Below are 14622 nucleotides of genomic sequence, written 5' to 3' on the forward strand. Positions count from 1 at the left end.
GGTTTTACACCGCCTTTTTATTATGTTGTATAAAAATTAGACGGTTTTGGAAGTACTTTTTTGGCTTTTGACCTCCGTAAAAGCCTAATTTTGCGATTTGTTATGAACACTCTCCCCCTAAAAAGGTGTTTTATTGTAGGCAAACTAACGAAAAGGCGGTGGCGGGGCGGCTGTTTTCGGCTTTTCCACTGCTTTTTTTCTGAATTTTTGCGGAAAAACGTATTTATAGGCCGTTGCGGCCGCCTGAGGTTTGGTTTATGGTGGGTGAGTTTTCTATTTTTGGGGCATGCGCAAGATTTCGTTGATGTCTTTTGTTAAGGTTATGGCCTGTGCGGCCAGTTTGTTGGCTGTTCAATCTTTTGCACAGCCCCGTGATTTATTTGCTGAATTTGAGGAAGAAGCCGCTGTGGCCGATAAGGCCGCCGCTGATTCTGTAGAGGCTGCCAAGAAGGCCGAGGCGGATAAGCAAGCCGCCGAAGAAAAAGTCGCCGCCGAGAAGGCCGCTGCCGAAGAAAAAGCCGAGGCGGAACGCGTAGCCGCCGAGAAGAAGGCCGCCGAAGAAAAAGCCGCCGCCGAGAAGGCTGCAGAGAAGGCTGCCGCTGATAGCGCCGCTGCTGCCCAGGCGGCTGCTGCCGCTCCCGCAAAGACCGAAGAAGAATTGGCAGCTGAACAGGCTGCAAAAAGAGCTGCTGCTGAAAAGGCGGCTAACATCATGCGCTCAACGGCAGAAGGAGCCGCTGCCGAAGCAGAAAAGGCTAGGGCTGCGTCCGATTCCTCCGCTGCCTCGCAGGACCCCTACGAAGGTGTAGACCGCAACGAACTTTACGCCCGCGAAATGCAGCGCATCAGTGATTCCCTGCAGTATATCAGCGATTCTATCGCTCTTGCTCAAATGACTGCCGATAGCATTGCCGCTGTCGAAAAGGCTAGGAACGATAGCATCCAGGCTTATAACGATTCTATTCAGGCAGCCAGCGCCAGTTCTACAGCAATTCCCTCTTCCAGCTCCATGAGCCGTCGCGACATTCTTGGCCCCGTCAAGGTTTCCAAGGTGAATGGCCTCGACGATATGAAGGGTAAGTACAAGAGCCCCCGCAAGGCCATGTTCATGTCTCTGGTGGTGCCGGGCGCCGGTCAGCTGTATGTGGGCGGATCCACCTTTACCAAGGTCCGCGGTGGTGTTTATCTAGCTCTCGAAGCCGCTCTCTGGGGTAGCTGGTATTACTATTCCGTGTACAAGTATGATCGACAGGTAAACAGATACAAGAACTTTGCCAACGACCATTTCTCCATTGGTACCTACGAAACGAAGATGCGTAAACTGTATAAGGATGTTTCTGAGAATGGGGCTGAATTCCGTTCCCGTTACCTCGGTTCTCGTGAGTCCTTCTGCGAAGCCATTTTTGGTGATGCGAATAGGGAAGGTTGCTACAACGATTCTTACGTCTACTACAAGGATACTGACTATAGAAATCGTTTTGTCAATAATCCTAAGTCGCTGGGTGATGATCGCAAGAAGAACGGCTTCTACGATGAATCTGCTGTGTACCAGCATGTGTCCGATGGCTCTTACGTGCTGGGCTGGGACGACGTGAAGGATGAAGCTGTTGCTGCAAGCCTTGATCTTGAAACTAACGGTTCCGAAGTTGTGGCCCTAGGTACATCCTCCAATCAGGACACCTACCGCAGCATGCGCAACAAGGCTAACGACTATGCCGATATGCAGGCCTGGTTCTTTGGCGGCATCATCCTGAACCACATTGTGTCTGCCGTTGATGCTGCCTTTACGGCCCACGCTCATAACAAGGCTCTGTATCAGGAAGATCTTTCCTGGTATGACCGTCTCCACTTTGACGGTGGTGTAGTTCTTGGTGAATCTGTTGGCGTAAATGTAATGGCTAGCTGGGGATTCTAATGAAGACTTTTGGAAAGGTCCTTCAAGTTCTACTTCTTGCCGCCGCGGTCGCTTTTTCGCAGGTGGTCATCTCTGTTGATGACAATGTTTCTAAGAATAGCGACAAGAGCTGGTGGAAAGCCATGGGTGCTTCGGCACTCCTTCCGGGTATGGGCGAACTGTACCTGGGCGAGCAGGAATTTGTGCGGCCTTTCGTGTGGACCGACGTTGCCCTGTGGGTGACTGCCATTGGATCCTATTTTATTGGTGAACGCTATGTGACATCCGCTCACGGATATGCGGTTCGTCACGCAGGGCTTAATACTTCCAGCAAGAACGTCGATATGCTGAATACCGTGGGCGATTATCGTAGCCGTGGCGGTGTTGACGGTCAGAACTCTTCACCTGATATGGATGAAGATTACAATCAGGCCATGATTCGTGCTGGCAAGAAAATCGATGAAGACCTGTCGGCTGAAATCCAGTGGGACTGGGGTAGCTCCGACAATCCCGAAACTTCGGAACACATTGATGAATATAAAAGTCGCTTGCGCCATTATCGTGTGAGCCGCATCGTTTTCCAGGCTAGTGTTGGTGCGTTGGTCTTGAATCGTGTGGTTTCTATGCTGAACACGATCCGTGTTTATCGACGTACTTCTTCTAAGGCCTTCTCGGAACGGATTGAGTTTGTTCCCGAGTTCTATGAAGATGGAAGCGGCTTGTTGATGAACGTTAAATTTTAGGCGGATTTAGGCAGCTGTTTGAGACCGCGGAGCACCTAAACAACATTATAGGATTGAACAAATGCATGCAGGTACTTCTAATTTTTTAAAGGCATTCCCCATAAAGTTTGCGATTCTAATTGCGACGTTCATTTCGTTGCTGTTAGTGGGGTGTAGCGATGAAGCTCCTGGTGCAAAGGTGCCTGCTTTCAAGGCTCCTGATTCCAAGGCTGCGGCCAAGAGTGGTGCGCCCGGTGGTAAGGGGCCCGGTGGCCCTGGTGGTCGTGGCAACAAGACTTTCGCCGTTGAAGGTTATATTGCAGAATTCCACAAGCCCAGTGGATCTTTCCAGACAATGGCTACCTTGGAAGCTTTGAACCGTGTGGAGTTGTCCGCTGCCGCCAACGGTCGTCTGGTGAATCTTTATGCAAAGGATGGCGCTTCTGTACAGAAGGGTTCGCTCCTTGCCAAGATTGATGATTCCGAATTGAAGGCACAGTTGAAGCAGGCTGAATCCAGTCTGCATCTGGCTCAGCAGAAAATGGAACGTACCAAGGGTTTGGTCGAAAAGAACGCCGCGACGACGACGGATATGGAAGCTGCTGAAGCCTCCCTCAAGTCTGCCGAGGCCAGCGTCGAATTGATAAAGGCTCAGATTGCAAAGACTGAAGTCCGTGCCCCCTTTAGCGGTAAACTCGGTTTTGTGAATGTTTCTGTGGGCGCCTGGGTGACCACGGGCACTTCCATTGCGACTTTAAGTGAAGTGACGAAATTGAAGGCCAAGTTCGCCTTGCCGCAACGATATGCGACTACCTTGAAGGTGGGCAATCCCATTACCTTGATTGACGAAGAACGGGCCATCCAGAAAGTGGGGAAGGTGACAGCCCTTGACGCCACGATTTCGGAAAGCAGCCGTACCCGCCAGATTATGGTGACCGTGGATAATTCCAAGGGCGAATTGATTGCTGGCGGTTATGCCAAGGTTAGCGTTGAATTGCAGTCTGGCCGAACCCAGACAATTCCCGTTCCCGCCGAAGCTCTTACGCTGGACAAGGATGGCGCCTATATCTTTGTGGTGCAGGATGGCAAGGCTTCTATGCGCCGTGTGGAGACGGGCCTTCGCACTCCCATTGCAGTTGATGTAATTTCTGGGCTGAATGAAGGCGATACCGTTATTACTTCGGGCTTGATTAGCATCCGTCAGGGAAGTTCTGTTCGTATCCGAGAAATCCGTAACAACACCGATTACGAAGTGGATTAGACGAGAGACGAAAGAAAAATGAGTGTTGCAAATCTATCTGTTCGTAGACCTGTCCTAATGACGGTGATGGCCTTGGTCATCATCTTGCTTGGCGCCTTCGGTATGAGTGAGTTGGGTATTCGTGAATACCCGAACGTAGACTATCCCATTATTCAGGTTAGAACTTCTTATCCTGGCGCAAACGCTGCCGTGGTGGAAGCCGAAGTTACCGAAGTCCTGGAATCATCCATTAACAGTGCCCCGGGTATTAAGGCCCTGACCTCTACCAGCTCCGATGGCTTTTCTTATATCAGTGTGGAGTTTGAAACGGGCATGGATCTGGAGGATGCCGCCAACGATATCCGTGACCGCGTAAGCCGTGTCCGCCGTAAATTGCCTGACGATGTGGACGAACCGACGGTGAACAAGAGCGACTCCGATTCCGACCCCATCTTGATGATCAGCTTGGTCAGCGATAAGCTGGACGCCATGGACGTTTCTGAAATCGCACGCAATCATGTGAAGGAACGTCTGCAGACCATTAACGGTGTTTCCGAAGTGGTTATCTGGGGTGAAAAGCAGCCTACAGTGCGTCTGTGGATTGACCCCATCCGTATGCAGGCCATGGGCGTTACCGGAAGCGAAATGAGTGCCGCCCTTTCCAAGGGCAACCTGGAACTTCCCGCAGGCTCTATCGAAGGTTCCGAAACAACCCTTTCTATTCGTACTCTGGGCCGAATTTCTGACCCGGAAGCTTTTGCAAACATTGCGGTAAAAACTGCGGCCGATGGCACTGTAATTCGCGTGTCCGACGTTGCTAACATCCATTACGAACCGCTGGATACCCGTAAGGGATTTAGACGTAACGGCAAGAACACGGTGACCTGCGCTCTGGTGGCTCAGCCTGGCAGTAACCATGTGAACATCGCTGACGAATTCTACAAGCGTGTGGAAGAACTCCGCCGGGAATTGCCTGAGGGTGTCGAGATGCTTTATGGCCGCGACACTTCCATTAATATCCGCGCTTCCATCAAGGAAGTGGTGGAGACCATCTTTGTGGCGTTCCTTCTGGTGATTGCCATTATCTTTGCATTCCTGCGTGAAGGCCGTACGACGATTATCCCCATGGTGGTGGTGCCGGTGGCTGTGATTGGAAGTTTCTTTGTGCTGTACCTTTGCGGCTTTAGCATTAACGTTCTGACGCTTCTGGCCATGGTGCTTGCCATTGGCCTTGTGGTGGATGATGCTATCGTGATTGTGGAAAACATTTACGACAAGATTGAAAAGGGCATGACACCTAAGCAGGCTGCCGTGGCGGGAACAAATGAAATCTTCTTTGCCGTGATTGCAACGTCTGTGGTCTTGATGGCAGTGTTCATTCCGGTGCTTGCCCTGGGCGGTACCACGGGTCTTCTATTCCGCGAATTTGTGGCGGTGATGATCGGGACGGTCTTCCTTTCTACCACTTGCGCCTTGACGCTTTCTCCCATGCTTTGTTCGAAGTTCTTGCGTCATCAGAAGAAGGGATCGTTCTACAAGATAACGGAACCGTTCTTTGAAGGTCTGAATAAAATTTATGCCGTGCTTCTGGGTGGCTTCCTTAGATTGCGTTTCTTGTTGTTCCCGGTGGTAGCCGGGCTCCTGTTTGCGGCTTATTTCTGCTTCAACAACATGAGCTCTGAAATGGCTCCCACAGAAGATTCGGGCTCTGTCATGGTGAACGTGAATATGCCCGAAGGTGTGACCCTTACCCGTACCAAGCGCATGGCCGATGCGTTTGTGGATGAGGTCATGACCATTTTGGATAGCGGTGAGTATAAGGAAGTGCAGGCTGGCGCCTGGAATGCCGGTAACTCCAGAATTCGTTTGTCCTTGAATGACGACAAGACGGCTCGTCGCCCCCAGAGCGAAATTGCCCATGCCATCCAGATTCTGGGTAACGAATACCCGGACTTGCGCGTGATGGTGTTTGAACCTCAGAGCATCAGTACCCAGCGAGGTGGTCTGCCGGTGCAGTTCGTGTTGCAGGCGGGGTCCATCGAAACTTTGCGTACCTTGGTTCCCAAGTTCATGGAAGCGGCTAGCAAGAGCCCCATATTCAGCGTGGTGAACACCAACCTGAAATTTACCAAGCCTGAATTACATATTGAAATCCTGCGAGACAAGGCTGACGAGGAAGGGGTATCCGTAAATGATATAGCCCAGGCCGTTCAGCTTTCTATCAGCGAAAAGAGCTATGGTGAATATTATCGTGAAGGCCGCCAGTACGACGTGATTGGTGCCGTGGGTTATCAGTACCGCAGCTCTCCCCAGAATCTTTCTCTGTTGACGGTGAAGAACCGCAAGGGGGAGGCCGTTAGCCTGGATAACTTCATCACTTATAAGGAACGTTCTGCATCTCCGTCGTTGCCCCGTTACAACCGATTCAGTTCTGCGACCATTCAGGCAGGGCTTGTTCCCGGGATGACCATCGGCGATGGCGTTGAAGAAATGCGCAGAATCGCTAAGGATGTACTGAAGGAATACCCCAACGTGAGCACGACCCTTAGCGGTGCTTCCAAGGAATTCGAGGAAAGTTCTTCGGGATTGTATATCGTGTTCTTGCTGGCTCTGGCGCTGGTGTTCCTGGTGCTGGCGGGTCAGTTTGAAAGTTTCCGCGCTCCCCTGGTGATTTTCTTTACGGTGCCCCTGGCTTTGGCCGGTGCGTTGGCTTGCCTCTACCTGACAGGTCAGACCTTGAATATCTTCAGTGAGATTGCCTTGATTCTGTTGATTGCCCTTGTGACCAAGAACGGCATCCTGATTGTGGAATTTGCAAATCAGATTGCGGCGGCTACCGGATGTACAAAGCTTGAGGCGGCTAGGCAGGCGGCGACCCGCCGCTTCCGCCCAATCCTTATGACGAGCCTTTCTACGGTATTGGGCGCAGTGCCCCTGATCCTCACGGGCACGCCTAGCCGTATCGCAATGGGTATTGCCATTGCGGGCGGTCTCACCTTTGCGACCTTCATGACGCTCTTTGTGGTGCCTGCGGCCTACAGCTACTTCGCCGGCAAGGTGGAGCACGTCAGCTCTACTGACGCAAGTAAGATGGCTTAAAATTATTCAACTAGCTGGAAGACGACTTCGCCCTTGCGGCTCATGCCATAGCGTGTGCGGAGAAGCCCTTCCTTGTAGAGGGAGTCGGTCTTCAGTTGCTGAATCTGCACTTTGCGCTTGTCGATCACCATCTGCAGCGAATCAATCTGATGCTGGTAGCTGGCGATCTCGCGGTTGATTCTACGCTGCTGTCTGATGCTGTTCTTTCCGAACATCATCTGGGCCACTACGATGATGGCGAAGATAAACAGTGCGAGAATGACTAAGTGCTTCTTCAAGCTCAAAACTAAAGGCTCCCATTAAAGTAGAACTGCATATTGTCCTTCGTCTGGACCAATCCTGCAATCTCAAGTTCTGTTAATATAGCTAAAATGTTGCCAGTCTTAAAGTTACAATCCTCTTGAATTTCCGAAAAAGTCTTGCGGAATCCGTTGAACTTTGTAAAAATCATGGTGGCCTCCTGGGAAAGCTGGCAGCCGGTGTGGGCGAGATTCTGCAAAGAGGGAGCTTCCTGGCTATGGGCGGTCAAGGGAATTCCTGCCTGCACTCTCAGACTTTCCGGTAAAAAAATTGGCTTTGCCTTCCCGCAGTCCAAATAAAGATTGGGGCCGCAGGCCACTTCGCTGTCAAAATCTCCCGGCACGGCTAATAGCAACTTGCCCTCGCCAAGGCAGTAATCCGCCGTGATCAGGGCCCCGCCCTTGTTCTTGCTCTGTACCAGTACCGTAGCGCGGCTAAGACCGCTGATGATGCGGTTACGGGCCGGAAACATGCCCTTCAGGGAGGCCTGGTCGCCGGCGTACTCGCTAAGGATGGCGCCTCCGGATTCCAGGATGCGGCGGGCCAGGTCGGCGCGTTCTCCGGGGATTCTTGCGTCGATTCCCTGGGCGATGACGGCGATGGTGGGGAGGCCCGCCTCCAGGGCGGCTTCGTGGCAGTAGCTGTCGATGCCTTGAGCGAGCCCCGAGACGATGACCGCCTTGGTGCCTTTCAGGGAATGTACCAGCCTGCGGCAAAGTTCTGGGGCGGAACTGCCTGGACGTCGGGTGCCTACCATGGCAATTCCAATGGAGTCTTTTTCTGGCAGTGCGCCCTTGTAGAATAGACGCTTTGGCCTCAAAGACGATTCGCCCAGCAGTAGCGGAAACAGTTTCGGTTCTAATTCCTGGCTGACGTACTCTTCGGCTTTTCTATTTTTACTCATATGAAGTATTCCTTTCAAGATCTTGTGAATATCATGGCCACCCTCCGCTCGGAAAATGGCTGCCCCTGGGACCGTAAGCAGACGCACCAGTCCCTGCTCCCCTACTTGGTGGAAGAATCCCACGAATATATCGACGCAGCCCAGGCCAACGACAAGGTTCACATGGCCGAGGAACTGGGAGATGTGCTCTTCCAGGTGGTATTCCATTCACAGGTCGCGAAGGACAATGGCGATTTCTGTATCGACGACGTTGTGCAGGGAATCTGCGAAAAAATGGTCCGACGTCATCCTCATGTGTTTGGCGATGCCAAGGTGGATGATGCCTCCGAGGTGACCCGTAGATGGGAACGCATCAAGGCTGCGGAAAAGAACAATCAGGACATGGTCGGCAAGTCCGCTATGGATAAAGTAAGCAAGAGCATGCCCACGCTGGCCCGTGCCCAGGAAATCCAGCGGCGTGCCGCCAAGGTCGGATTTGATTGGGTCGAGGCAGAACCTGTATTCAACAAAGCTGTGGAGGAATTTAGCGAATTCCGTGCCGAAATGCAAGCCTCCTCTGCGGAATGCAACAACATCGACCGTATGGAAGATGAGTTCGGCGATATCTTGTTCAGCCTGGTGAACGTGGCCCGCCATTGCGGCTTCAATGCGGCCCTGGCACTGGAACGGGCCAACACCAAGTTCGAAAAGCGCTTCCGTATCGTGGAACAGATGGCTCGCGACGAAGGCAAGGAAATGAAGGAGGAAACTCCTGAACGTCTGCAGGAATTCTGGCGCGCTGCCAAGAAGGCCACAAAGGTGCAGCCCTAGGCCGCCGATTTAATGCAAATTGGAACGTTCTTTTTGGGAATAGGGGTTTAGCAGAAAAAGTTTCCGCTAACCGTTTTGCGAGGTATATTATTATCGTGCTTCCAATCTATTTCTGGTTCTAGAGAAGGGATGCCGGATCGAACCATACGGGTAGGAATAGATAGGAAGCACACTTGTTCTCTTCTAATTCCACTGAGTCCCGCGGGCTTGTCCCGCGGGGCTCTTGTGTATTTATGGGAGGGTGTCGGTAAAACACCCTTCCTTGTGTTGTGTACATGTGAAAAAGTCCCGCGGTTTCCCGCGGGACTTCTTCTAATTCTGAGTTGAACTCAATTAAACGTTTGGGGCCGTGAGCAAAAAAAGACCTCGGTATTAACCGAGGTCTTTTCAGCGAGAGTGAGGGCCTGCCAGAACTTGCATTCTGAATGGTCCCGAACGGTCTCCCTGTGAGCAAAAAGACCTCGGTATTAACCGAGGTCTTTTTAGCGAGAGTGAGGGCCTGCCGGAACTTGCATTCTGAATGGGCCCGAACGGTCTCCCCGTGAGCAAAATAAAAAGGGTCGGTAAGAACCGATCCCTTTTTATTTGCGAGAGTGAGGGCCTACCAGAACTTGCATTCTGAATGGGCCCGAACGGTCTCCTTAAGCGCGTGCGCCAGCCTTGTCGCCGTACTTCTTGATGAGTTCTTCCTGGATGTTCTTGGGAACCGGAGAGTACTTGCAGAATTCCATGGTGAATTCTGCCTTACCCTGGGTCATAGAACGCAGGTCAGTTGCGTAGCCGAACATTTCGGACAGCGGAACTTCAGCGGTGATGGTGGTCATGCCCAGTTCTTCGTTAGTACCAGCGATGGTACCACGACGCTGAGAAACGTTACCAACAACGGAACCCTGGAATTCGGTCGGGGTCTGGATTTCAACCTTCATGATCGGTTCGAGGATCTGAGCGCCGGCCTTAGCGAAAGCTTCGCGGAAAGCCATACGAGCAGCAACCTGGAAGGCCATATCAGAGGAGTCAACCGGGTGGAATGCACCATCCTGAACGTCCATTTCGATACCCACAACCGGGAAGCCGATCAAGGAACCTGCTTCCATGCAGCTCTGGAAACCCTTATCGCAGGACGGGATGTATTCCTTAGGAATACGGCCGCCAACGACGGAGTTAACGAAGTTGTAAACCTTTTCGGAGTCGCCTTCGACAGCCATCGGACGCATTTCGCCGACAACCTTAGCGTACTGACCGCTACCACCGGTCTGCTTCTTATGAGTGTAGTCGAACTTGGAAGAACGAGTGATGGTTTCGCGGTATGCAACCTGCGGAGCACCAGTCTGGACGTCAACCTTGTATTCACGACGCATACGTTCGATGTAAACGTCAAGATGAAGTTCGCCCATACCCTTGATGATGGTTTCGCCAGATTCCTTGTTAACTTCAACCTGGAAGGTGGGGTCTTCCTTGGTGAAGCGGTTCAGGGCCTTAGACATGTTGTCCAGGTCGTCACGGTTCTTAGCTTCGATCACCAGTTCGATAACCGGGTTAGGAACGTGCATGGAGGTCATGTTGTAGTGGTTCTTGCCATCGGTAAAGGTAGTACCGGATGCGCAGTCAATACCGAACAGAGCAACGATGTCGCCTGCACCAGCTTCGGTGATATCCACCATTTCATCAGCGTGCATACGAACGAGACGGCCAACGGAAACCTTCTTGGTGGTTGCCATGTTGGTGATCATGTCGCCCTTCTTGATGGTACCCTGGTAAACGCGGATGTAGGTCAGCTGACCATAGCGGTCGTTGACCAGCTTGAATGCGTAGCAAACCAGCGGTTCAGCATCTTCGGACTTCAGGACAACTTCTGCTTCGTTGTTGTCGATGTCCAGAGCCTTGTTTTCAACTTCGGTCGGGTTCGGGAGGTAGTCCACAACACCGTCGAGGAGCTTCTGGATACCAATGTTCTTGTGAGCGGAACCCATGAACACCGGAGTGATTTCGAGAGAAATGGTAGCTTCGCGGATGGTCTTCTTGATGAGATCCTTGTCGATTTCATCAACGCCATACATGCCTTCCATAGCCTTTTCCATGATTTCGTCGTTGTAGTCTGCGCAGCAGTCAACGAGCTTTTCACGGTATTCCTGAGCCTGGTCAACCAGTTCAGCCGGAATTTCCTTTTCGATCATGTCGTCGCCGTTGGCGCCTTCGAAGTAGTAGGCCTTCATTTCAACCAGGTCGACCACACCCTTCAGTTGGTCTTCGAGACCGATAGGAATCTGCATAACGCAGGGCTTGTGGTTCAGCTTTTCCTTGAGCATAACTGCAACGCGGAGCGGATTTGCACCGGAACGGTCGCACTTGTTGACAAACACAACGCGGGGCACATGATAGCGGCGCATCTGGCGGTCAACGGTAATAGACTGAGACTGAACGCCTTCCACGCCGGTAAGAACGAGGATAGCACCGTCAAGCACACGGAGAGAACGTTCAACTTCGATAGTGAAGTCCACGTGCCCCGGGGTATCGATGATGTTGATGGTGTCAGCTTCGCCAGACTTGGTGTGAGTCCAGCTTGCGAAGGTAGCAGCAGACTGAATGGTAATGCCGCGTTCGCGTTCGAGTTCCATGGAGTCCATCGTGGCACCGACGCCGTCCTTACCACGAACTTCGTGGATAGCGTGAATACGCTTGGTGTAGTAGAGGATACGTTCGGTAAGAGTGGTCTTACCGGAGTCGATGTGGGCAGAAATACCAATGTTTCTGTGAGTTGCAATGTTTTTCATTTTTTATTCCACAAATGGAGTTGATGTTATTTGAGTTGCGCGCAAAGATAGAAAAAAAAGGGGGTGGGGTCAAGGGCGGGGTATTTTTGGGGCCATTAAACAGCGAAATCCAGGCCTTTTTGACCCGGATTTCTTGAAATTTTTAAAAATAAAAGGTTTTTTATAGGTTTGCGGGACCGACCTGCTAACCCTATATATTAATCTTGGGGCTCGGCAGGTTCTGCATCCTGAACTTCCGGATCCTGGTCCGAAAGGGCCTTGAAGTAGGCAGCAGCCGTTTTTCCCACCTCGTTGGTGTCGTAGAAGGTGTAGGCTCCGTTGCCGATGGCGCCGATGGCTGGGATGGCTCGGAGGGCCACTCGACCAAGCATCTTGGTAGAAACTTTCAGACCGATTTTCTGGAGGATCTTTTCCAGAGCGCTGAGGGAAAGCTTTTGCACGATAATGCGACTGCCGGTGCGGACTGCCAGGTCGCGGAGGAGGGAGGCGGCGCTGTGGCGGAAGAGGCACCAGACCATGGCTTCGCGGCTGAGGAGGGCTACCTTGCCATAAGTGGCGGCAATGTCGGAGACCAGCTGGGCCTGTATACGCCAGACGGAGGCAATGTCGGGGATGGAGGTCAGGACTCCGGTAAAGCCAGCGGGGATAGAAAGTGTGGCACTGACGGCTGCTGCCTTGATGGCTGCCTGCTGGGTCAGTTTCTTCACTTTTTCGCCGGGGTCGGCTGTTTCGACATAGAGGGATTCGGGAATCTCGGTAATCAGTTCGAAAAGAAGCTTGGAAAATTTATCCTTAAGCATGTCGGCGGTCTTGTCGTTTATTTCCATAGAGTCCTCTTGAATCCTTCTGGTGCAAAAAAAATGTGAGTGCCCTTGAAATATACAATAGAATTTGAGGATCGTTCATGAAATGCGCAAACATCAGTGTCTTATTTTGCGGAGGTTTTCGTTTCGTTCTACGATTATCGGAATTCTGGAAAGTAATCTAATGGCGGTTTGACAGCGAAGTGGAAAGATTGCTCGTGAAGTGATGATTCTCACGTTTGTGAGAGTTCCCTTTAAGAATTTTCGTTTTGTACGATATATCTAAAAGAATGATTGATAGGACCCTTGTAGACATGACTCCGGATTTAGCCAAACGGTATTTGGCACACAACGATCACAATCGGCCTTTGCAGCTGTTGTGGGTTCGTGAGCTAGCGCTACGGATGTGCGTAATGCTTCCGGTAAACCGATTCGACTTTTGGCAGATCTTGATATTGAGAAAAGCTTTAGTAATTGTCCCGATGTTAAGGGGATGAAATTCCTTGGGATTATATTCGGGGCCTTAGAAAAGCCGATTTTCCTTGAAGAATGGGAAAAAGGTGCGAAGCCTGCTGCCAAGAAACCTGCAGAAAAGAAGGGGACAGCGAAAAAGGTAACAGCAAAGAAATCGGCTGCTGCGAAACCAAAAACCGCAAAAAAGAAATAATAGCTTAAACTGAAAAATCTCCGCCTCACTGGGGCGGAGATTTTTTTGAATGTCTCGTTTTCGGATCTATTTATTGATGGACTAGAACAATACCTTGGCCAGGCCTCCGGCTAATCCAGGAAGTGTATAGCGCAGAGTCTTATCGCCCAGCCAGTATTCCAGGGCTTCATCAATCCACTGTCGTTCGCTGGTAATCTTGCGGATCACGATGTCGGTACCTTTATCGGTATCATCAAAGTAATAGTAACCGCGGAACTTGATTGGGAAGATTTCTCCATGGAGCAACACGGAAACGTCTGCAGTTCCTTTGTCTGAATCTATAGACACGGACTGGACATCACCGAACTTCTTGACTAGTTCGTGATTCTTGACGAAGGCTACCACAGCTTTGTCGCGGAGATTACTGAGCAGAGACATTGTTGTGAAGAGTGAATAGTGAACAGTGAATAGTTGTGAGCGATGAGTAATGAGCTGTGAGCTAAAGTTAGGCGCCTTTGTCGCGATTATCTAGCTGAAAGGAGCCGAAGGCTCCGTCCTCATACCTCGCGCCTCACACCTTTTCGATTAGCGGGGGAGGGTCAGAATTTCGATGCCGTCCTTGGTCTTGACCACGGTGTGTTCCCACTGGGCGCTGAGGGTGCCATCGCGGGTCACTGCAGTCCAACCGTCAGACAGAGTCTTGGTGCCGGGCTTGCCTGCGTTCAGCATGGGCTCGACGGTGAACACGTTGCCGGGTTCAATGAAACTGGTCAGTTCGTTGTTGCGGAAGTGGAACACCAAGGGCTCTTCGTGGAAACCACGGCCGATACCATGACCGCAGTAGTCTTGAACCACGCTGAAACCGTGTTCGTCGGCAATGTCATTGATGGCGTAACCGATGTCGTTCCAGCGGGCACCCTGTTCGCCTGCAACGCGGATGCCTTCTTCCATGGCGAACTTGGCGGTGTCCACCAGTTCCTGTGCTAGCTTGCTGACCTTGCCTACGGTAAACATGGCGGAAGTGTCGCCGTGATAACCTTGGAGGATGGTGGTGATGTCGATGTTTACGATGTCGCCTTCCTTAAGGATGGTCTTGGCGTCGGGGATGCCGTGGCAGATAACTTCATTGATACTGATGCAGGCATAGCGGGGGTAACCGTGGTAACCCTTACAGGCGGAAATGCCCTTGTGCTGACGGGTGTAATCACCGATGAATTCATCGATTTCCAGGGTGCAGACACCGGGCTTGCACATTTCGCCTGCGCGAATCAGGGTTTCTGCTGCCAGAGCGCCTGCGTCGCGGATCAGTTCAATTTCTCTTGCGTTCTTTACTTTAATCTTAGCCATAATAGTGATTAGTGGTTAGTGGTTGGTGGTTAGTGATTAGTGGTTAGGACGTTCAATTTTTGCATAATACTGTTTACTAACCACTG

The 14622-nt window shown here is 51.5% G+C and carries 12 protein-coding genes; 6 read left to right on the plus strand and 6 right to left on the minus strand.

The genetic code is table 11. The features are described from left to right. The first annotated feature begins 304 nt into the window (after positions 1-304). The 4 genes from BUB94_RS01225 (at position 305) to BUB94_RS01240 (ending at position 6955) form a co-directional block, all read left to right on the plus strand. The gene (locus BUB94_RS01225) at positions 305-1915 is read left to right on the plus strand and encodes a hypothetical protein (protein WP_083537972.1); all 1611 of its coding nucleotides are present in this window, start codon (positions 305-307) and stop codon (positions 1913-1915) included. Next, entirely contained in the window at positions 1915-2637 is a 723-nt protein-coding gene (locus BUB94_RS01230; protein WP_073155641.1) for a hypothetical protein, read from the plus strand. The genes BUB94_RS01225 and BUB94_RS01230 overlap by 1 nt, the downstream gene beginning before the upstream one ends. A 61-nt stretch (positions 2638-2698) precedes the next feature. Further along, on the plus strand, positions 2699-3877 hold the full coding sequence (locus BUB94_RS01235) for an efflux RND transporter periplasmic adaptor subunit (RefSeq protein ID WP_073155644.1): 1179 nt from the start codon (positions 2699-2701) through the stop codon (positions 3875-3877). A gap of 18 nt (positions 3878-3895) precedes the next feature. Further along, positions 3896-6955: an efflux RND transporter permease subunit gene (locus tag BUB94_RS01240; protein ID WP_073155647.1), complete on the plus strand. Its 3060-nt coding sequence runs from the start codon at positions 3896-3898 to the stop codon at positions 6953-6955. Positions 6956-6957: 2 nt separating this feature from the next. Here the strand turns inward: BUB94_RS01240 and BUB94_RS01245 are convergent, their stop codons facing one another. Both BUB94_RS01245 and BUB94_RS01250 read right to left on the minus strand, forming a co-directional pair. Further along, on the minus strand, positions 6958-7233 hold the full coding sequence (locus tag BUB94_RS01245; protein WP_073156709.1) for an FtsB family cell division protein: 276 nt from the start codon (positions 7231-7233) through the stop codon (positions 6958-6960). 8 nt (positions 7234-7241) lie between these two features. Beyond that, positions 7242-8159 (minus strand): DNA-processing protein DprA, encoded by a 918-nt coding sequence (locus tag BUB94_RS01250; RefSeq protein WP_073233573.1) that lies wholly within the window; start codon positions 8157-8159, stop codon positions 7242-7244. Here BUB94_RS01250 and mazG point away from each other — a divergent pair, their 5' ends adjacent. After that, entirely contained in the window at positions 8160-8969 is an 810-nt protein-coding gene (gene mazG / locus BUB94_RS01255; RefSeq protein ID WP_073233575.1) for a nucleoside triphosphate pyrophosphohydrolase, read from the plus strand. Positions 8970-9610: 641 nt separating this feature from the next. Here the strand turns inward: mazG and fusA are convergent. Both fusA and BUB94_RS01265 read right to left on the minus strand, forming a co-directional pair. After that, positions 9611-11740: an elongation factor G gene (fusA, locus tag BUB94_RS01260; protein ID WP_073155656.1), complete on the minus strand. Its 2130-nt coding sequence runs from the start codon at positions 11738-11740 to the stop codon at positions 9611-9613. Between the two features lie 197 nt (positions 11741-11937). Continuing rightward, positions 11938-12567 carry an EcsC family protein gene (locus BUB94_RS01265; RefSeq protein WP_073155659.1) on the minus strand — a complete coding sequence of 210 codons (630 nt, stop codon included), beginning with the start codon at positions 12565-12567 and terminating at the stop codon, positions 11938-11940. Between the two features lie 415 nt (positions 12568-12982). Between BUB94_RS01265 and BUB94_RS16320 the strand changes: the two genes are divergently transcribed. Next, the gene (locus BUB94_RS16320) at positions 12983-13210 is read left to right on the plus strand and encodes a hypothetical protein (protein ID WP_139260094.1); all 228 of its coding nucleotides are present in this window, start codon (positions 12983-12985) and stop codon (positions 13208-13210) included. 81 nt (positions 13211-13291) lie between these two features. On the opposite strand, the gene BUB94_RS01275 is transcribed toward BUB94_RS16320, so the two are convergent. Together BUB94_RS01275 and map are read right to left on the minus strand one after the other, a co-directional pair. Further along, positions 13292-13627, minus strand: a complete 336-nt coding sequence (locus BUB94_RS01275) for a hypothetical protein (RefSeq protein WP_073155664.1) — start codon at positions 13625-13627, stop codon at positions 13292-13294. A 147-nt stretch (positions 13628-13774) separates the two neighbouring features. Beyond that, complete coding sequence (gene map, locus BUB94_RS01280; protein WP_073155667.1) at positions 13775-14536, minus strand: type I methionyl aminopeptidase; 762 nt, start codon at positions 14534-14536, stop codon at positions 13775-13777. Between the last annotated feature and the right edge of the window lie 86 nt (positions 14537-14622).

This window comes from Fibrobacter sp. UWH9 (genome assembly GCF_900129715.1).
GTDB lineage: Bacteria > Fibrobacterota > Fibrobacteria > Fibrobacterales > Fibrobacteraceae > Fibrobacter.

Bases quoted from the DNA above. Each gene is read 5' to 3' on its own strand.
- map (WP_073155667.1), bottom strand. From the start codon at position 14,536: ATGGCTAAGATTAAAGTAAAGAACGCAAGAGAAATTGAACTGATCCGC.
- BUB94_RS01240 (WP_073155647.1), top strand. From the start codon at position 3,896: ATGAGTGTTGCAAATCTATCTGTTCGTAGACCTGTCCTAATGACGGTG.
- mazG (WP_073233575.1), top strand. From the start codon at position 8,160: ATGAAGTATTCCTTTCAAGATCTTGTGAATATCATGGCCACCCTCCGC.
- BUB94_RS01250 (WP_073233573.1), bottom strand. From the start codon at position 8,159: ATGAGTAAAAATAGAAAAGCCGAAGAGTACGTCAGCCAGGAATTAGAA.
- BUB94_RS01265 (WP_073155659.1), bottom strand. From the start codon at position 12,567: ATGGAAATAAACGACAAGACCGCCGACATGCTTAAGGATAAATTTTCC.
- fusA (WP_073155656.1), bottom strand. From the start codon at position 11,740: ATGAAAAACATTGCAACTCACAGAAACATTGGTATTTCTGCCCACATC.
- BUB94_RS01225 (WP_083537972.1), top strand. From the start codon at position 305: ATGTCTTTTGTTAAGGTTATGGCCTGTGCGGCCAGTTTGTTGGCTGTT.
- BUB94_RS01275 (WP_073155664.1), bottom strand. From the start codon at position 13,627: ATGTCTCTGCTCAGTAATCTCCGCGACAAAGCTGTGGTAGCCTTCGTC.
- BUB94_RS01235 (WP_073155644.1), top strand. From the start codon at position 2,699: ATGCATGCAGGTACTTCTAATTTTTTAAAGGCATTCCCCATAAAGTTT.
- BUB94_RS01230 (WP_073155641.1), top strand. From the start codon at position 1,915: ATGAAGACTTTTGGAAAGGTCCTTCAAGTTCTACTTCTTGCCGCCGCG.